Here is a 20,367-nt window from a genome sequence, read left to right as displayed (position 1 = left end):
TATTTTGAGGTTAAAGGTTAAGAATCACAGTGACAAAGGCTCATGAGCGCTGTCATCCTCAGGCAGGGGGACAAGCCGGAAACCTGCGCTGTCGAGCACGGCGTGTACCCCGAGGAATCGGTCAAGGTCATGATGTACGGCTTCGCGCACCATAGCGGCGGGTGCCAGGGGCATCGTCATCTCGTAACAGAACAGTCCCGGCCGCAGGCTGATATCCACCTGTGACCGCGGAACGAAGCGCAGTTGCTTAAAAGCGAGGATGTACAGGTACCGCGCATCCACATTGGTCGCCCGTACGTGCACGACATGGTTGAGGGTATCCTTTTCCAGCTCCAGTCCTGAGTTGATGCCGCGGATCTCCCCGCTGAAAATACTGCGGTAAGAAAAAGCCGAATCCGGTGCGCCGTTGCCGTTCACCATCAGTAATTTACTTTTGTCATAGTCGAGCACATCCCGCTTTTCCGGCACGGGCAATGGACCGCCTGCCAGGACTTTCCGGATGTTCGCCGCGGTCACGTCGGTCCCGTCGGTAAAACCGAGCACCACGCCATCTTTACTGATCCATGCCTCATGCGGCAGCAGCCGGTGCGGGAAGAGCTGGTGCAATACTTTATCTTCTACCACGGTCCGGAATGTTGATACGCCCGCTTTTTTTAAGAAAGCATTACTGGCCTGAAAGCGTGTAACTGCTTCGGCTTTTTCATAGGTTACGGGGATAATGGCGACCTCGTGACCGAACACTTTTTGCAGTGAATCAATACGGGGCATGCCCTGGATGCAGCCGCTGCAGGAGGTGGCCCAGAAATCAATGATCAGGAGTTTGCCTTGGAAGGCGTCGAGGTGCAGGGCTTTGCCGCCGTTGTTCAGGGCTTTGAACGCTGCCGTTTGGGGCAGTTTGTCGCCTGATTGGAGGGCGGCGGGTGGGGTTTTGCCCTGAGGGGTTATTTTTTTATCCTGTGCGCCTGCGCCGGAAAAAAGGCAAAGCAGGGCCAGGAAGCTGAAAAATCGCTTCATTTTCAATGGGATTAAGTTTGAATTATTGAACCAGAACTAACCGGCAACTGCCGGGAGTGTCAACCTGCTCTATCGGTGCTGCCGTTGGTGTCCGGATAGTTTTCAGGGGTGTTAACCGGGCTGCTTTCGCCGGTTCTGCCGCAGATGACGCAGCGTCCTTCGGTTTGCTGCCGCAGGTCATGGACGGCGTTCACCAGGCTGAGCAGGGCATCGAACAATTGTGCCGCTTCTTTCAGTTCCGGCAGTTCCCCGGCGTTAGCCAGCCTGCGGCCGTTTGCAAAGCCGCACAGTGCGGCCAGCAGTCCTGATCTCACGGACTCAGGGTCGTAGCTGAGGTAAAATACGCGCAAGGCCTGTTCGGGGGTCCTGAGCCCGGTATCTTTTATATCGATAACAATAGCGGCCATGTTAAAAAATGCTAAACCATAACACAAAATCATAATAACTTATGCCCCATAACGGCGGATAAGCGGAAAAATGGGGCACGGCACAGCCCAGCCGGTGAAAAACCAAGAGTTTCACGGTTAGCTGAAAACAGGAAAACGGCAGCCGGAATTTTAATTAACTATTAACCGCGGCTGCCGTTTTCGGAATTTATGTGGGGGATTTTATGATGTTTTTGATAGGGTTTTGGAGGGGGTAGGAACTAAACAGGGTTGAAATGCCGCAACTGTGCAATAAAATGTGAAAGGTGCTCTTAAATTGGCCTAACTGAAATAAAAATGATTTACCGCGCATCTTTTGCAATTTTTATTGTTAATGTATTCCAATTACAAAAAGATGAAAATATGGCGTGGAACTCATCTTAATGTAACTGGGTACCTAGGAGAACCCTGACCACAATAAGTGAGCCCACGCCAATAGCGTGAGCACTGCACTTATCATCTCGTGGTCAATGAAATTTCCTAGGTTTCAGTTACGAGAATCAAGCGAATGCTTCAAAATATTATGAAGTGTCGCAAATTTATAATTTATACACAAATACCTATGCTTCGTCTTAAAAATCAAATATATAAAAAGTATTTTAAATTAGGGCATATATGTCCTAATTATTTTTTATTTCTTGTTCCATATTGCTTTTAATTGAAAAAGCACTATAAGAATACCGTACTTGCAGAGAAAGTAGGCTCTAAAATAGAAGAAATCAGGATAGCAAAGGGGGTTACTCAAGAGAGGCTCGAAGAGCTAACTGGCTTAGACCTACGTCAAATCGGCCGAATTCTTCGAGGCGAAAGCAATCCAACGATAAGCACACTTGAAATTTTCGCGACAATCTTAGATTCAGAAATAGTCGATTTTTTCAATTTCAAATTATCTGAATCCGAAAAGTTTAATCTAACAAAATTTAAAGAGGCACAAAAAGCCCAGGAAAAAAAATAACTCCAAAAAGCATTCTACTTTTTTGGTTAAGTATGATTTAAGCAGCAATGCCAACCTTAATCGGCCTTCCGCTTTTGTAGCTTAAGATAATAATTTTTTAAAGGGAAACGTCTTAATTAAAATGCATAAGCAATATCTGATAATGTTCAGTTATCGGTTGTTGATAGTAGAGAATTTATAATTTGATATTTCAGGGATATCCAATTATTTTTTAATAATTGACTCAGCTGGCCTATTTTAAAATTTAATTTGAGAAAATTGTCGGGACGAAGTACAATATTCATTCTGCTTTAAGGTTGCCGAAATAATAGGCTCGTATTGACCTTGTACTAAATGCAATTCCTCATTTTTATATCTTAATGAACAACGTTTTTAGAATTAACATAAAATTTTGTATGCTCAGGATTGTTTAATTTTATCGTATGATACGTAAACCTCACAATTTAGTAACTGCCTATTGGGATGATTTAATTTATTTTTTGAATGAGGCCGAAAATACCCCGAAAAGAGTTGTTGAAGGCAACCTGACGGTTTCATTCCCATCCGATAAACGCGGTATTCGCTATACCATTCTTTCTGCCTTCCTTTTCCTGGAAGCTTTTATCAATGCGGAATTTTTAGATCAAATGGGGCTCTCCGCCAAAACTTCTGAAATTTCAGAATTTCAAAAGCACATCCTGGATCAACAATTAATCGAGACGTTATTCGAAGATAAGTGGTCAAAGTGGCTTAATTTAATTTCGCCTATGAATAAGGAAAAACTTAAAGGTGATAAACCGTTCCAGGACCTGATGAAATTAAAAGACTGGCGGAACCATTTAACACACTATAAACTTCATCAGCTATTTCTGGTTGCAAAGGAAATTGAAACCATTGAAAATGCGAGGGAAGCCTGCGCAATTGCCATTCAAGCCATTTCATTCTATTACCAAGTGACCGGGCTTGCGCCATCTGAATGGGTGAGCCGTGATATTTTGAACCGGTTAAAAAGCAAAAAGAAATGAATAAACTTATTGACAAAGACCTGGTTGACCGGGTGTTGGTTGAAATAGATGAACTGGAAAAAGAATATCAGGCATGCCAGGGATTGATCCTTACGGAGACCGATTTACAAGCTAATCTTTTCTCGAGGCTGAAGCGACTATTTAATGACTCCTATGAAACGATAAATAGAGGTACATTCGGGAGTCCATTGCACACAGAGGTGAAGTTTTTTGACCAAATTGGTAAACTTACGATGGTACCGGATATTTGTATCATAGCTCCTGAACACCTAAGTATATATCATTCTGTCGAATTTCAATTAGAGTTCTTCTCTTACCGGAAATATTCAAGCAAACGCTTTGAAATCGGTGGAGATGCCATCATTATCGAGCTCAAATTTTGCCGGGAACAAAGTGGCATTTCGGAAAAGCATATCGCGTCCTTCCAGCGTGATATCAACAAAATACTCAAATTGCAGGAATTAGTTCGCACCCGAAGCCAGGGATGGGACCGTCTCTATGGTATTTTTGCTGTATTTAATAAAACCAACTCGGGTAAGGACAATTTCGATAATTTTCATAAACGCAACTATAAATATCACCAGATAGAAACTGTCTATAAAACTGGGAATGCTGACTTCAGCAAGCCGGAAAATCAGCGCGAACAACATGGATTTATTTTGACCTCCCATACAGCCTGCTAATAATCAAAACTCAATCATGACACCAGAACAAGCAACTGAGATTTATGAACATCTTATCGAAGAGATGGAGAAAAATGGTTTTGGAGATATTACCCGGCAAGTTTTTACGCGGCAGCAAGAGCGCTACGAGTCTCCCGACGGCAGGCAAGAACGATTCAGCCCGCGAAGGATATTATTTGACTATATGGACGACTCCATTAATATTTTGGAACAGATGTCCGGGCACCATTATCAAAAGGTACTAAGCCGATTGAATGAAAATTTGGTTGAAGGTTATATTTCTGAAATAGAGGTTGAGCTGAATGACGAAAGCATTTATCCTTTGCAAGAATTACCGTCTTACGTCGAACTCATAAATGAACTGAAATCAATAAGATCAGAGTTAAGCGAATCTCGCAATAACTAGAAACATGGCATTAACCCCTGCAGACGTAAGTTGGATAAAAACCCGTATTACAAGTATAATTTCAGCCAATAGTACGGCAGCCCCGGCAAGCATCAGAAGAATACTTCCTTTAAAAGATTTACAAGGCAAACTTTATGAGGCCTGGGTGCTTGGCGAGATGATTCAACAATTGAGCGTCAATGAGAAATATTCGATCCATTTGATTAACTCGGGCACATACCGGTTAAAGCAAAAGGGAACTGAGATAAAGCGAAACTATCCTTATTTCAAAGTCTTTGATAGTAAAAACACGCTGATCGGAGAAATTTTCACTGACACAGAATTCAGCTCACTCAGCCACGTTCGTCTACGAGGTGCGCCTTGGTTGGGCCCGAGCTTTCATGAATTGGACATCGTGCTTTTTAGTCCTGGAAAATCCGGACGACCTTCATTTCGCAATGTTTTAATAGCTGTAGAGTGCAAGGCTACCACGATACATAAAAGTACTTTCCGGGAGGTACTCGGTTTTCGCCGCGAATTGGGGCTGCTTAGTCATTTGAATCCGACTGGATTCACATCGTGGCCGGCATCAACGATTGCATCTGATCCACCTTCTGTTCACCTTTTCTACAGTACTGATCGTGGAATATTAAAATACACGGCCAATGCTGCCCATTTTGGAATTATCGTTAATCATTTGCCAATGTAGGACCATTATCCTTCAGGACATATTTTAAATCAATATTAAGAAAGCTTGTATCTTCATTCATCACCAAATATTTTTATTATTTTTCATATTATTTATTTGTGCTAAAATCCTAACCGTTACATGTTAATTAATTCAGTTCAAAGCAGGGAAATAGAAGAACTCAATGCAGATCAACTGACCAGGTTGCTACAGATGCTCTTAGGTCTGGAGGTTCAAAAAAGAGACTTACACGGGTTTTATTATGTTTCCAGAAAGATTACGACAGGAGACGGCGGCGAAGATGCACGAATCACGGTCGACGATACTAAATCTTCAAATTGGGTTACAAACAAGCTTACCTTGTTTCAGTGTAAGGCGACGAGCTTAATCCCATCACAGGTAGAAGCTGAGCTTCTGGTAACCGATCCTGCTACTAAAGAAAAAAAGCTCAAGCCAGTATTGAAGGAAGTACTCGACAATGGCGGGCATTATATTCTATTTATGTCGGTCGACGCCAGCACCCGAAATGGTATAGCCAAAAGAACGGAAAAGATGATGGAGGCTTGTCAAAGTGTCGGATTAACCTATCAAGAGAATCAATTTGATGTTTTTGATGCAAACAAAATAGCAGAATGGGCATCGGAGTATATCTCAACTATAGCATACGTCCTTGAATGCAATGGACGGACAAGGCTTGCAGTTTTTAGAACCTGGCACCAATGGAGCCTGGACTACCAGGAACATTTAAATTTCAAGTTTGAGGATGCCTATCTTCAGACACAGATTTCTGAGATTAAAACGCTTTTAAAAACAGAGAATGCTATAAGGGTAATTGGTCATTCGGGCATTGGTAAAACCAGGCTAGTGCACGAAATATTCAAACCTGATCCCCAAAATTCAGATACAGAACAAAATCAATTGAATGCAGCTGTAGTTTACTACGACGCGGCACTTGTTCAGGACAGTGAGCTGGAAAAATATATCGTAAATTTTAAGGAAACCACCGTAGGGATAATTGTAATTGATAATTGTCCTAACGAAAGGCATATCGTGCTTGCCGGGCTAGTTAGAAATAATTCGAGAATAAAAATTGTAAGTATCGATTTTTCACTGGAAACTGATGAGAAAAATGTCATTAAACTCAGCCGAAAGATTCAGGAAAATACTGTAAAATCCATGTTAAAAACACGGTATCCGGCTTTTACAGAATCAGAAATCGAACATTTGGCACAGCTAGCCGAAGGATATCCCAAAATGGTAGAGCTGCTGGAGGATGCGGTTACTAAAAATGGGCCAAATACGATTAATACCCAATTACCTAAAGACTTTATCCAGAAACTTGTATTTGGTCGCAGGGATCCTAACGACGGCGATTACGATGTCATTAAGTCGTGTGCCATTTTCAGTGAGTTTAATTTTATTGACGACGAGAATAATGATCTGATCCAGAACCAGGCAAGACTCCAAGAATTGGGAAAACACCGGAATTTCATTGCCACGTCGGTATGCAATCCTGCTATCAACGAAAGAACTTTTTTTCAAACGTGCAAGAAGTTTAAGGACGAGCGAAATATATTGGAACGCCGCGGGTATACGTTAACTGTAGTTCCTACGCCATTAGCTGCTAACCTTGCTGCTGACTGGATACTAAATTATCCACCGGAGAAATTTCAGGAATTTTGTACCAGCCTGGTTGATGCCGGTTTAATAGAAGCTTTTTGTAAGAGGTTGCGTTCCCTCGATCAGATCGAAAGAGCGAAATCTCTTGTTGAGCAATTGTGGGGGCCACAAGGCCCTTTTGCGTCTGCGGAAGTGCTTAATACAGAATTGGGGTCACGCCTCTTCCGCTCTGTAGTTGAAGTGAACCCCGAAGCAACCGTGAATGCGCTTGCTACTCTATATTCAAATTATACGGTACCTGAAATTAAAGCTATCGACAAAGGACGTCGAAACCTGATATGGTCATTAGAAAAACTCGTTTTCAGAAAAGAGACCTATGAAGAAGCTAGCGCAATCCTTGCCAAATTTGCTGCGGGGGAAACTGAGAATTTAGGAAACAATGCGACAGACCAGTTTCTCCAGACTTTCCATGTTTTTATTCCTGGAACAGAAGCCTCATTGATGCAAAGGTTATCGGTACTTGATTACTGTCTCGAAGAAAGCGAACCTGAATATCTTGATCTTGCTTTGAATGCCATTAATGAATCACTAAAGAGCCATTCTTTTCAAAGGATGGGGGGCGCGGAAAGTCAGGGCTTTGGAACCAAGCTTATTGATTATGTACCGGAAACCTGGGATGAAATTTATTCTTATTGGGAAGAAACCTGCGATAGACTTTTAACTGCCGTGCAGCAGCATCCGCAGTTAATTCCCCGCGCTAAAAATATCATTGCGTCTAATCTGCGGGGAATATTCGGAAGGAACCAGGGCAGCTTGTTACTTCCAATTATTAATTACATCAGACATGTTGATAGCACGCTGTGGGAAAGCGTAATGAAGTCGCTGCGCTCCGCTTTGAAATACGAACAACTTGATGATGCGAATCGGGATTTGGCGAACCAATTGATCATTTCCTTTGAACCGAAAGATTGGTCAAATAAGATAAGGTTTTTGGTTAGCGTTCCTGAATGGGATTATTCCGACCCCGATATGTATAGAAACCAGGAAAGAGTCCTGGGCATTTTACGGAACCTACTGACCGAACTTGCCGAACAGGGCGTCACGGCTGAACAATATTTACCTCAGCTATTAACAGGTGAACAACGACGGGGAGTTCTTTTCGGTAGGACTCTAGCAGAGAAGGTTGATGGTCAGCTACAGACTGGCGAACAGATAATTGATCAATTACGACAGATTGACAAAGATAAGAGGTCTGCCGAGGTACTTGCGGGCTTTATGTCTGCTGTAACGAGGGAAACCAAAAAACAGTTAGTTGATGAATTAATCGCAGATCGCGACTTAAACTATTTACTCTTTTCGCTGCTACGGTTTGGACAAACCGAGACAGCAGATATTGTCAAACTATTCCCGCTGCTTGATGATCATGTGGCGCACATTTCTGCGCTTATTGACGTTATCGTTTATGTAGGTAATGGTGGGTTATCTGTACCTGATGTAATCGGCTTGTGTAGACGTATCGAAGGCTATGGTGAGGAGGGCAAGTGGACTGCATTTACCATTTATCATCAACTGAGTTATTCCAACGAGGAGCTGTGGGCACAATTCAAGCCGTACATCCGCAATCTGATCATTCAAAACAATTTCATCTCGATGTCGGAAAGACATAATACCATGGACGACTTTGTTTTCACAAATGCGTGCGAACGAATTCTCGACGAACAGCAGGATGATGAATTTGCCATTGCCATATCTGATCAATTAGCAGAAGGCCTCAAATCCAATGATTTCCGGGGGGGCAATTCTGAACTTCAAGATTTGGTACAGCACCTAATGTCAAAGTATTTCCTGATCATATTTGAAAGATTGTCTCCGGCCCTCATTTCTAAATCCATGGAATACTGGAACGTTAAACAGTTGTTAGGATCAAGAAACGGCAGCTTTGGACATTCGGGAATATTATTCTCTGGCGATACAACAAAGATCATCGAATGGTGTGAAAAAAATAAGCCGATGGGCCCTGAACGAATTGCCTATATGATGCCGGTTTTCGCTACAGAGGGAGACGGGTTATGGCATCCGTTTGCACGCCTGATGATAGACCGTTTCTACCAGGTGCCAGGGCTATTGAATGAGATCGGAGCAAATCTGGGCAGTTTCGGATGGATGGGTTCTGCAGTCCCGTATTATGAAAAGTTGAGCCGAATGATGCAGGAATTATTTGATCATAAATCCCTTAAAGTGCGTAAGTGGGCGAAAGCCGGTTATAATAGCTATCAAAAGCAAATAAGACTGGAGAGGCTAAATGATGAGCAAGATCGCATTGAGTAAAATTAAGGGAGGCGTTCTTTCGATGTTTTTGTTGCAAAAGTTATGGCGTTGTCGCGATTCAGGAAATCCCCAATTGGATGAAGGGTATAAATTGTATAACAATTGGGTTTAAGATTTCAATAGATTCTCACTTGCATTGATCGCAAAAAATTAATGGAAACAAGGTTGGCAGTGGCATCCTGTGCAAGCAAACACAGCGGATAGCTTAGACCGTCAGGTGTTGCCTTGGACTTTTTGAATAATATTTCATTAGTAATTGTTCATCATTTTCCATTAAGGGTTCATATACAGGCATACTTGACCATGCTGTTCCGTGCTTACTGAAGCTCTGGGTAGTATAAATGAATTTTATTGCAGGTGTAAATGGAGGGTTGCGTCGTAAGGAAAAATTGGTGTTACCTGCTAACCGGATTAATTATATTTGTTGTAAAGGCTTCTGCTTATTCAGGGATAAGTTACGACCTTATTGATTAAACTATGCCGAATAAAGAAAAGGACTTAAAAGATATTTACCGGTTGCTAGGATCTTGGATAACGGAGATCAGGTTGGAAAAAGCGGTCAAATATTTAGATATTAATAAGGTATCCGAGGGCTTTGCGATGAAGCTGCTCAATCTTATCTATGATTACAATTTAGTTGACCTAAACGACATAAAGGAGGATTTTCCGGGACTTGATCTTGGAGAATTGGATCAAAGTAAAATTGCCTTCCAGGTTACCTCAAGGACAGATACGGCTAAAGTTATTTCGTCTTTAAAGACAGTGATCGCTGAAAAGCATCATGAGACCTTTTCCGGTGGTATAAAATTTCTGATCCTCGCTGAAGGCGAGAAAATAAAGTTTCCAAAAACTTCAGATCCTACCATTTACCTGCAGAGTTTTGATACTAGTAGCGACATTCTTTATCCTGAAGATCTTTCCAAAGCGATTGAAGGGATATATGATAAAGATGACTTTGCTAAATTTTTGAAGATCAAAACGCTAGTTGAAAGGGAATTGCAATTTATCACTACAGTTCGGCCTGAATTTGTGGCTGAACTGATTTCTGAATCAGAAGGCAGGATCCAGGAAACCATTGCAAAACAGTTTGCTGACCTATCGGGCGTAACTGCTGCTAATCAACAGCAGTTTTCATACGGTTCAATTGAATTAGCTGAGTTTCCATCAATGGAATTGCCAGGTCAGCGAGTAGCTTTAGTCAAGGCTTACATTGACAATTTTACGAAAAAACCTATTTTATGGCTCACTGGTATGTCCGGGAGCGGTAAGTCAAGTTTAGCTTACCTTGTCGGGCAAGCGTTCAGTGGCGTAAAATTATGGGTTGACCTGCGCGATGTATTAGTGACTGAACTACCAAATACAGTCATCGAGCCACTTTCCAATTCAGTGCATGCATTAAACGGCGTTATTCCTAAGGATTTGGAGAATTTGATGGTTGCTGTAGGCAAATCAGCCGTTATAGTATTAAATGACCTACCAGACCTGGCAGCTAATGATAAAAGCGTGCGTTTTCTAACCGGATTTGTGTCTACTGCGATCAAGCACGGGATTGCGGTTATTCTAACAAGTAATTTCCAGCCGCCATTGAATTTTAAGAGCAGGTTCTCCAGACATCTTGTAGTGGATCAGATCCCTTTATTTACCGAACAGGATACCAGTGAAGTTTTAAAGTTTATGAATATCCCGGATGAAGTATTGGAAAGTCATGTTAAAACTGTGCAGGTCCTGTCGGAAGGTTATCCTGTTGTAGTTAATAGTATCGCTGACTATTTAAAAGATAATGAATGGGCGACAGATGAGGCTGTTATTAACCGGATCTTTAAGAACGATTATAATGATCAGCTTAATCATGAAATTTATAGTAAAATAATTTCTTCTACGGAGGATGAGGCAACATTGGAGCTGCTTTATAGGTGTCAGTTGATCATAGGAACGTTTGGCAGTAAAGAAGTAGAAGCGCTCGGAAATGTAGGACCGGCAATCAATCATTTTCGCCAAAAGTTTGAGCGGTTGAAAGGAGTCTGGATACAAACGAGTCAGCCCGGTAAGTTTCAACTTTCCCCTTTAATTCGGAGATTAGAAACTAATGTAAGTCAGGAAACGGCAAAAGCCGTCAATATCTCCCTGGCAAAATTGCTGATCAAAAAGGGAACGCTTGATCAATTCGATGTTAGTAAAGCCTTTCACTATTTCGTTAATGCTGGTGTTTATACGGACGCTTCCTTCCTGTTGATCTCTATACTTCGGGAATCAATGAAGAAGCCTTCTTTGTTTTTCGAATGGGGTTTTACACTTCATTGGTTTTATAGCCCGATCCCTGTTGAAGTTAATGTAACCACGCGGATTTTTATACGTTTCTTGCAGGTAAATATTTGTATGGCGGCAAAAGAGCCATATGATTTCCTGCTTGATGATATTAAGCAGATTTTAGCTACCGAAGAAGTAAGTGAGAGGGTGGTTGGAATGACGCACATGTCGTTTTTCCAAGCATTGGTCAACAGCGAGCCCCTTGACGCCATGCGTCATCTGGTATTGGCCATTCAGAATGTGCCTTTAAAGGAGCTTTTTGCAGACGCGCAGGGAGAACTCGATCAGAAAGAACTCCAAAATGCTATTTGGTTGCCCTTTAGCAATTGCCGCACGCGAGCTGATTTTGAAAGCTGGTTTGATGAGGTAGATAAACTGTATCTAAGCAGCTTTCCTGTTGATATCGAGGATAATCATGCTTACGTTGCAGCAGGTCTTTCACTTTATTTCAACTTAATTGGTGGGCGCCAGATAGCACAGGTCAATGAGCTTCAGCAGCTCCTTTTCTATATACTGGATAGATCAGTTAAGTCTGGGCTTGGTTTGATAACGGCTTACTGCCTGCGCAATCTGGTCGTAATAATAGGTGAGGATTTGAATAGAATGAACCAGACGGAAGAACTGGTTGGTATTTATCATTCCTTTATTAATTCTGATCCAGTTTATAAAGTTTTGGTATATGATGAGTTAGGGCGGCAGTTCTTCGCAGCAGGAAATAAAGAAAAGGCGATATTTTATTTAGAACAGGTTGTTGAGCTAAAGCTGTCTGAATTTTTCACGGAACAGGTAGTTAGCTTTAGGGTTTATGCTCAACTTGTCGGAGACGAAAACCCATCACTGGCATTGAGGTTTACTCAGAGAGCTTTAGACTCCATACTTTCAAATTCTTTTTTCCCACCTATAGAAATTGTCAGAAATTATGGAGAAGTTGCTATAGCGAAGTGGCTGGCTGGAGATATTAATGGTTCTGTAGCGTCATTTGAAACAGGTTATGACCTTCTGAATAAAATATTTGACGATAGCCCGGAGCATCGGGCGCAAGTTGTTCGTTTTGGTAGTTCTGCCAATTATGTGGCGCAGATACTTACCAAAGGCGTAGCGCCAACAGAGTCGGAGTTTGGTGCTTACTCAGTACCCAAACGAGGTTCGTTCTATTTTTTGGATGACAAGATCCATGAATCAGGTATCTACAACCCGGAGCGGCGATTCATGTCTGCGAATATGTTCCAGGTCACTTATCAGACATTAGGAGACTATGACACTGCCCGTAAATGGGCATTGATCTGTATTCAGATCATGCTGGACGTAGAGGAGCCGAGGTTCGCGATCCTGTTACATTGCAGTCTTGTTTATTTAATTATTGACCGGGATTATGGTAAAGCGCTCAATGTGTTCAATTATATCCGGCAGCATTACCGTCCGCAGTCGATAAAGCCGGGAGAGAGTGGGTTTGACGAGGAAGTCAGAAAAACTTCGGAGCGAATTAACAACAATGATGGTTTGTTTTACGATTATCTTTTCGCGCCTATCATCATCCGAGTCATACCCGATATCATGGAAGGGAAAATTGCTATTGATGAAATCGATCAGCTAACAGCAGACCTTTTTGATAACCCTGCATTATCCATTACTGATCCGATTACGTTGAACTTTATCCGTGAGATATTTGCAGTAGCTATGAAAGGCCGATTTGATGTTTGGGATTTCCATCAAAGGATGAACAGCTACGAAGGCGATTATATGGTTGAAGTTCAGATGATCAGTTACCTTTTGGTGAGTTTACATGCCAGTGCGAAAGAAGCTGCGAATCTTCATCTGAGCATTGTTAACCGGATGGAAAGCCATTACGCCGGTATCTTTTCTCAGATTTGGGACCTGATCATAGCCCCATTTTTTGAGAGGTTCTGGAGGATCAAAGCGGACCAGCACCAATCTGAATTTTACGATTTTGGTATATGGGCAACCGAAAGTGTTCCGAGATTTAGCCAGGAATCTGGTAAAAAAAGAGCGAAAGTTCTTTTTAAAACGCTAGTTTACCACCTTGATCTGGAACCCCCTGCCAACGTAACGAAATGGATAAGAAGCAGGTAGCGACGCCTCGCTTTATGTTATTAAATCAATAGTGTCCGGTATGGCGCAAAAAAGAGAACCGGCCCAACCGGTTCTTTTTATTTTAAGTCTTATAGGCAATAGCAGTTTTAAGTGTTTGGCTATTTTTTCTTGAAAGGTTTTTCCAATAAATAAACTATAATCTAAGGAAAGGCTATACACAAGTTTTCAAAACAGGGAGGCCCACAGAGGAATTTCAATTTTAGTTATCTAATTCGAGTACATATCATGGTCAAAGTGTAACGTAACATTGCGAACTCATTTCGGAGTGCATTGGTCAATGGCTCCGAATATCCACTGATCCAGAAAAGCCCTTTTTCTTATTAGGTCGCCGAGTAGTAGTTGAATCATAAACTGTGATGTTCGAATAGTACACATTCAGGGGGATCGTTAAAAGTGTTCTAGTTCACTTAAATACGCGATTGTTCTAATAGTCGGTTCGAGTTTTGCCCAGTTAGGAACTTTTTGTTATTAGTATACGCGAAATTATACTGTGTCTTTAACAACTTTTTAGTTTGCATGCATATTAGTTTTATTGAATGATTTTTATTCCGTCATTTGAATTGCCAATCAACATCAAAAAGTTATATTTACAATAAACCTTATTACAATGCGCATTGAATTTTTACCGGCATACAATGGAGACGCCATCTTCATCACTTATGTGTATGGAAATGCCACCGTCAACATTCTGATCGATGGCGGAACAAGACAGACCTACCAGACCAAAGGAAAAAAGAATACTATCATAAGCGGTCCCCTGAAATTACTCGTGGAAGGCATCAGGCAACGAAAAGAAAAGATCGACCTTTTGATTCTTACGCACATCGACGATGATCATATCGGTGGTATACTCAAATGGTTCGAAATTGATGAGGACGCCCTTGGCTTAATTGGCGAAGTTTGGTTTAATAGCGGTAAGACCATCGCCGGCTACCTGAACGAGCCCGAGGTCAAGATACCAGAGTTGCCCCTGGTTCCACAAGACACGACAAATACAGGCGTCAACCAGGGAGTTACCTTCGAGAAGCTTATACGTGAAGCCCAAATATGGGACGAAGTAGTTGTTGTACAAGGGCAATGTCTGGACTTCAAAGGTTCGATTTTTAAGATCCTTTCCCCGTCCAGGCCCGGCCTGAAGGAGTTGCACGACAAATGGTTCAGGGAAGCATCAGATTCAATGACCTCGGTAGCGACCGACTATGACCAAAGTTTAGAACACTATCTAGCCGGCCTGGTCTCAGATCCCGACGGGAGCATACATAACGGCAGCTCCATAGCTTTCATCTGGGTGTACAACAAGAGAAATTACCTTTTCCTTGCCGACGCCCACGCTGACACTCTTATTAACGGATTCAAGATCTTTGAATATGATAAAAAAAATCCTGTTCCGGCCGAGGCCGTTAAGCTCAGCCACCATGGTAGTAACCGCAATATCAGTTTGGAGCTTTTGGAAATGATAGATACCGACCAGTTCGTGGTCACCACTAACGGCAATAAACATGGCCATCCGGACAAAAAAGGCCTTGCCAAAATCTTGAAAAGTAAAACGAATCCGCTGATCAGGTTCAACTATCCAAACCGTATCGACGATATCTTTACAGCAGAAGATCGCAAATTTATAGAGTTCAGGACAAATAGCGCTGTGGACGGAATTGTTATTGAAGAATAATGAAACACGACTATATTGATTTTTCGCTAATCGTCTGTGGGGGAAGTGGCTGCACTTTTAAAGTGCACGGGGTCGACTATATGTATGTACTGACAGCGAAACATTTGGTCGAAGGTCAAAATATAACTGTTAAGAGGCGTTTCATAGATGGGGATGGAAACCCAAAGGAAGTACCGCTCAAAGTACTTGCCGGCCCGTTCCTGAATGACAATATTCACAAAGACGCCGCGATATTGAAGGTGGAGAACTCCCTTCAGATCGAATCTCTTGCGAGGTGGGAAACCCCATTGACCATCGAAACAGAAATAACGCTCGCCGGTTTCCCCAATAGTCGGTCAAAAAAACCATATGGCTTCAGGATGGATAAATTGACCTCCCGGAACACAAAGGAATACAACTATGTTGAATGCAAGCTCAGCACACCGTCCACATACGGCGAGATCGTCGGGCTTTCAGGAGGCGGTATCTTCTATTCTGCTAATGGCCAACATTATCTTGCGGGTATCCAGTCGAAAATGGCCGCTGACGATAATGATGAGATGTTGAATAACGTCGATATCATGCCCTTAGCGTTCTTTGACGAGATCATAGCAAAGCACGATGAACTCGTACCATTAGTTTCCGAACACCTGCTTTGCTTTTCGTCCTTAAAAAGCTATGCGTTGAAGCTAGAAGGTTGCTATGGCGGATCGCAAATGGATTTTACCCGAGCATTCTTGCAGGATATTACCGATGAGATTATCGAAAACCAGCTTACTCCGACGGTGATAAGGGACTTTTTTACCGATAAACTGTTGGTACACGAGGAAGCTAAGACAGTCCTTGGCAGCCGCGGCCTTTGGATCGCATGGCTGGAGTTCCTTGTGATCCTTCGCATCATTAAGGAAGAGCAGATCAGCGACCAAAACATCGAAAGCCTTTTTAATGAGTTTCGTCTGATCTATTCGGATACAGATGGTGATTGGACAAACGAATTACCCCAAATATTCCGCTCGAACTTTTACGGTATGGCACCGAACGCAAAGGTAATCGTTGCCACCCAGGCGACGCCAGTAAAATGGTTCATTGCCAATAAAATGATCCCAAACATCATCAGCGCGAATCCGGTGACGAAGAAACAGATGCAGATCGACATCGGCCTCACGCACCCACTGCAAAATTTCAAACTGATGCATTTATATGCCTTCCAGCGCATGGGGATCATCGATAAAGAAGACGAATACTTTAACTTCTCTGCACTGAATGAGACTGAACTTTTAGAAAAACTTAAAACCGAATTCAATGCTATCTTCACATAATCACGATATCACTCAATTCTTTCGGGATCGTTATCCAAACGAGTTCGTCACATTCAAGCTGATCGAATACAAAGGGAATGTCAGCGTTTTTGTCTTCTATTTTGAAGAAGAGAAGCACCTTGGAAAGACATGGAACAATGTCTCCGGAAATGTTGCCGGGCTTTACCAGGCAGAGCTGACCGAAGATTTCGATGTGTGGAACATATACATGTTCTATCTATGCAAGTCGGAAGTCTCACTCGCCCTAAAGTATAAAATAGAGAATGACCGGTTCTCCAGCAGAAAGATCATATTAGATAATTACGATGAAGAGATCTCTGACATCGGCGTTAACGATATCATCAATGAACACATAACGAACGTTGATATTATTTACGACCCGGAAGAGACAAAGAAAATCACGCTTTCTCTCGATACCGGTACAGACTCGGCGATCTGGGACCTGATCAAAGATATGGCCCTCAAACCCGGCAAACAGTCTATAACCGAATCAGAACAGATCCTTTCACAGATAGCTCAGAACATTAAAAATGAAGATCAGCAAAGTTGAGATACAGGCCTTCAGGGCCTATGACGAATTAAAAGATTGTACTTTTGACTTTACATTGCCAGATGGCAAGACAGCCGACTTTGTATCGCTGTACGCGCCGAATGGATTTGGAAAGACGTCGTTTTACGATGCTGTCGAATGGGGCATCACCGCTAACATCTACCGTTTCATCAGGCAAAGCCGCATCAAAAGCTATGCAAGTGATGAAAAGCACCTCAATTATGAATTAGCTAACAAAAAGTCTCCGCAATTTATCCTACGCAATAAGAACAGTCCGGCCGACCGTGAGAGTTTCGTGCGACTTCATCTACTTGATCAGCCTCTGCCAAAATTCCGCTCCCTGAAAAAGGGAAGGGTCGATAGTTCTGATTATCATTTCGATGAAAAGATAACGGAGGCAATCAAGTTCCGTGATGTCATCCTGACGCAGGATAACATCGATGCATTTTTGCGTGAGGATGATCCCGGTGAACGTTACGATAAGTTCATGAAGCTTTTCGGGGACGCTGATCTGAATAGGATCTATACGAACATCCTCTGCTTGATAAAGGTCAATGAGAACGAGATTGAACAGCTTCGTAAAGAGGTAGAAAAGCTTGAGCTCGAGCTTCCAAAAGATGTGGACGACCAAGTCCTTGAAAAGATCAACCTGCGCATAGCTGAACTGATCAAACAAGGCGAAACGATAGAAAAAATAACACCCGAATTCTCCGAGACCGATTTCCTTCAATTCTCAGATACGATCGCCGAAAGGTTAGTGGAGTTGCAAAATCACCTCACTTCGACCACGACCGATCTCGACCAGATCAGGGAGCAACAATTCAAAAAGGACGAATATGGCATGCTCCGGAAAAAAAAGGACAGCGACGAGGAAAGGTTAAAGGTACTGAAGGCAGCACAGGCTCGGTTCCAGGAACTTAGCAAAGCAAGGAATAGGCTTGCGCATATCGTGATGTTACTTAATCAGACCGCTGCAGATCATAAAGAAGCGGAAGACATATCAAGACAATTTCCGCTTTATCTGAACAGCACCCAAAGGATCAACGAGCAATCAGTTGAGATGGACAGCCAAAAGCGCAAAGTTTTGGACGCGGAGAACGAACTTACCCGGATCAATACGCTGCTGACTAATGCCCAGGCGGAGTTAAAGGCGATCAATGCTGTCCTGTTCGATCTTACCCAGCGGCAATCCGACCTACCAAATATCGAGCATTCGATCAACGAGTTGACTGCTGAGATAGAACAGATCAACGAACAGTTGAAAACGCTCGTTCAAAATATCGATACTAACGACAAGGAGACCCAGCTAAATACCGAACAGCAAAGGAGGAGTTCAGTCTTTCTTGACCTGATCTCAAAAAATGACTTCGAGGCCAGGACGGATCACACACCGGAGATCGCCCAACGCCTTTCGGTGATCAACACACTTGAGGAAGACCTCAAAAAATTGAATGCTGACCTGAAGCGGATAGAAGGCAAGATCGCCAGCCAGACAGACCTTAATAACGAACTTAAACAACTGGTTGTCCTTTCCTCAGCATTTGTCAATAAAAGCAACACCGATACCTGCCCCGTCTGCCTGCACCAATACGAAAGTTTTGAAATACTTTCCGAGCGGATATTGAAGAACCCATTACTCAATGATGCGGTACAGGAAAAGATAGTCTTAAAAAACGAACTGAACACTGCTATATCGGGTAAGGTTAACGGCATCAGCGAAGCAAAGAGGGAAATATTGGATATCTTGAATAAGGAACTCGCTGCTTTGAAAAACAATGCCACCCGCCTCAATCTTCAGAAAGGACAATGGATAGCCCAAAGGGAACAGATCAGGACACGCCTAGCTGCATCAGAGGCGAAACAGAAAGACCTGTTCGTAAGGATCAATGGCGTAACGATAACGGATTATTCGGCATTGCTCGAACAGCAGCTCAGCGAGCAACAGAAATCATCCAAATCTAAATTGGATGCTATCGCGGAATTGCAGAAGAAATTGGATGACCAAAAGACCTTCATAGAATCGTGGCGAAAGACGATCCAGAACATCGAGAACGGCATGCGGGCCTTCCGCCTTACCGAGGAATTCATTCACGTTGACCAGTTCCTTCGTAAAAAAGGATATACTGATTATGGCGCTGAAGAGATCGCCTCCTTGCTGGCCGCGCTCAATAAAGACCTGGAGACCGTCATACTCGATGAGAAACAAGTATCTGACGAGATCCGTACACTTTCTGAAGGATTAAAAGAGTACAATGAGCTAAAGCTTAGTACCGATATAACGACGTTGGAAGAGCAGTTGCGTCAGAGCAGCGAATTCGTGAATGGGTTTGAAACCTTCCTCTCCCGATACTTATCGCCCCAATTTGATCAGGTGGCCGGCAACGAAACAGATATATTAAGCCAGGCCGAGAATAACACCAAAGAAAGCGCAGAACGCACAAAGATATTGATCGAAGAACTGGAGAAAATAGAAGGGTTTAAGAACAACGTAATGCCATTACTCCGTTATACTGCGGGGCGGGACAAGATCGAAAAGGTCAACGAACGACTTTCGTTCTTAACTGAAAAGTTGAACGAACGCCTTTACATTGAGAAAAATCGCTTAGCTGCGATCATCGACGAACAGATCCAATCCTTCTTTTACGAGGATCTCATCAATCAGTTGTACCAAAAAATTGATCCGCATCCGAATTATAAACGCATAAAATTCAAATGCGATTTTAACGATAATAAACCGAAATTGAATGTCTTCGTTACCGGATCGGAAGATGAACACATCATTCCCAACTTATATTTCAGTACGGCACAGACCAACATCCTTAGCTTAAGCATCTTTTTGGCGAAAGCACTGAATGCGCACGATGACGATGGGGAACAGATCAATTGTATATTCATCGACGACCCGATCCAGTCACTTGATAGCATCAATATTTTGTCGACAATAGACCTCATTCGTAGCCTGGTCGTGAACTTTGGTAAACAGATTATATTGTCGACCCATGATGAAAACTTCCATAATCTGTTGCAAAAAAAAATACCATCAGGAGTGTTTAATTCAAAATTTTTAGAACTTGAAACTTTTGGAAAAGTGAGGAATTAACTGAGATAGTCACAATTTAATCTGACAGTTACGATTAATTAACGCACGTAACAGAGATTAGCATTATGACAACCCAAGCAAAGATCATCAAAAACAAGATGGGCATATTGGAGCTTGCCGAGCATTTAGGTAACGTATCACAGGCCTGTAAAGTGATGGGCTATTCCCGTGATAGTTTCTACAGGTTCAAGGAACTTTACGAACAAGGTGGCGAACTGGCCTTACAAGA

At 42.5% G+C, this 20,367-nt stretch carries 14 protein-coding genes; 12 read left to right on the top strand and 2 right to left on the bottom strand.

Annotated features, from left to right (window positions below; genetic code table 11):
- Positions 1–24: 24 nt before the first annotated feature.
- Positions 25–1,014 carry a TlpA family protein disulfide reductase gene (locus LX99_RS20910; RefSeq protein WP_109609596.1) on the bottom strand — a complete coding sequence of 330 codons (990 nt, stop codon included), beginning with the start codon at positions 1,012–1,014 and terminating at the stop codon, positions 25–27.
- A gap of 59 nt (positions 1,015–1,073) precedes the next feature.
- On the bottom strand, positions 1,074–1,454 hold the full coding sequence (locus LX99_RS20905) for a hypothetical protein (protein WP_146203183.1): 381 nt from the start codon (positions 1,452–1,454) through the stop codon (positions 1,074–1,076).
- A gap of 643 nt (positions 1,455–2,097) precedes the next feature.
- Here LX99_RS20905 and LX99_RS20900 point away from each other — a divergent pair.
- The 12 genes from LX99_RS20900 to LX99_RS20845 all read left to right on the top strand — a co-directional run.
- Complete coding sequence (locus tag LX99_RS20900) at positions 2,098–2,394, top strand: helix-turn-helix domain-containing protein (protein ID WP_109609594.1); 297 nt, start codon at positions 2,098–2,100, stop codon at positions 2,392–2,394.
- 422 nt (positions 2,395–2,816) lie between these two features.
- Positions 2,817–3,398 (top strand): hypothetical protein, encoded by a 582-nt coding sequence (locus LX99_RS20895; RefSeq protein WP_109609593.1) that lies wholly within the window; start codon positions 2,817–2,819, stop codon positions 3,396–3,398.
- Positions 3,395–4,081 (top strand): hypothetical protein, encoded by a 687-nt coding sequence (locus LX99_RS20890; protein ID WP_109609592.1) that lies wholly within the window; start codon positions 3,395–3,397, stop codon positions 4,079–4,081. Before LX99_RS20895 ends, LX99_RS20890 begins: the two co-directional genes overlap by 4 nt.
- A gap of 16 nt (positions 4,082–4,097) precedes the next feature.
- Positions 4,098–4,487 (top strand): hypothetical protein, encoded by a 390-nt coding sequence (locus LX99_RS20885; RefSeq protein ID WP_109609591.1) that lies wholly within the window; start codon positions 4,098–4,100, stop codon positions 4,485–4,487.
- Positions 4,488–4,491: 4 nt separating this feature from the next.
- A complete protein-coding gene (locus LX99_RS20880) occupies positions 4,492–5,175 on the top strand; it encodes a hypothetical protein (protein ID WP_109609590.1) in 684 nt (227 codons plus the stop codon).
- Positions 5,176–5,295: 120 nt separating this feature from the next.
- Positions 5,296–9,102: a hypothetical protein gene (locus LX99_RS20875; protein WP_109609589.1), complete on the top strand. Its 3,807-nt coding sequence runs from the start codon at positions 5,296–5,298 to the stop codon at positions 9,100–9,102.
- A gap of 477 nt (positions 9,103–9,579) precedes the next feature.
- Positions 9,580–13,500, top strand: coding sequence for an ATP-binding protein (locus tag LX99_RS20870; RefSeq protein ID WP_109609588.1), 3,921 nt, complete (start codon positions 9,580–9,582; stop codon positions 13,498–13,500).
- 628 nt (positions 13,501–14,128) lie between these two features.
- Positions 14,129–15,190, top strand: a complete 1,062-nt coding sequence (locus tag LX99_RS20865; RefSeq protein WP_109609587.1) for a ComEC/Rec2 family competence protein — start codon at positions 14,129–14,131, stop codon at positions 15,188–15,190.
- A complete protein-coding gene (locus LX99_RS20860) occupies positions 15,190–16,488 on the top strand; it encodes an ABC-three component system protein (RefSeq protein ID WP_109609586.1) in 1,299 nt (432 codons plus the stop codon). Before LX99_RS20865 ends, LX99_RS20860 begins: the two co-directional genes overlap by 1 nt.
- The gene (locus LX99_RS26395) at positions 16,472–17,038 is read left to right on the top strand and encodes an ABC-three component system middle component 1 (RefSeq protein WP_109609585.1); all 567 of its coding nucleotides are present in this window, start codon (positions 16,472–16,474) and stop codon (positions 17,036–17,038) included. Before LX99_RS20860 ends, LX99_RS26395 begins: the two co-directional genes overlap by 17 nt.
- The gene (locus tag LX99_RS25955; RefSeq protein ID WP_211319068.1) at positions 17,019–20,138 is read left to right on the top strand and encodes a hypothetical protein; all 3,120 of its coding nucleotides are present in this window, start codon (positions 17,019–17,021) and stop codon (positions 20,136–20,138) included. The genes LX99_RS26395 and LX99_RS25955 overlap by 20 nt, the downstream gene beginning before the upstream one ends.
- A gap of 65 nt (positions 20,139–20,203) precedes the next feature.
- Positions 20,204–20,367: helix-turn-helix domain-containing protein (locus tag LX99_RS20845; protein ID WP_146203086.1), on the top strand; the 164-nt coding region annotated here is incomplete at its 3' end.

The sequence above is a fragment of the Mucilaginibacter oryzae genome, from assembly GCF_003148845.1.
GTDB classification, from domain to species: Bacteria; Bacteroidota; Bacteroidia; order Sphingobacteriales; family Sphingobacteriaceae; genus Mucilaginibacter; species Mucilaginibacter oryzae.
Note: the sequence above shows the minus strand (reverse complement) of the source record. Positions and strands in the feature narration are given on the sequence as shown.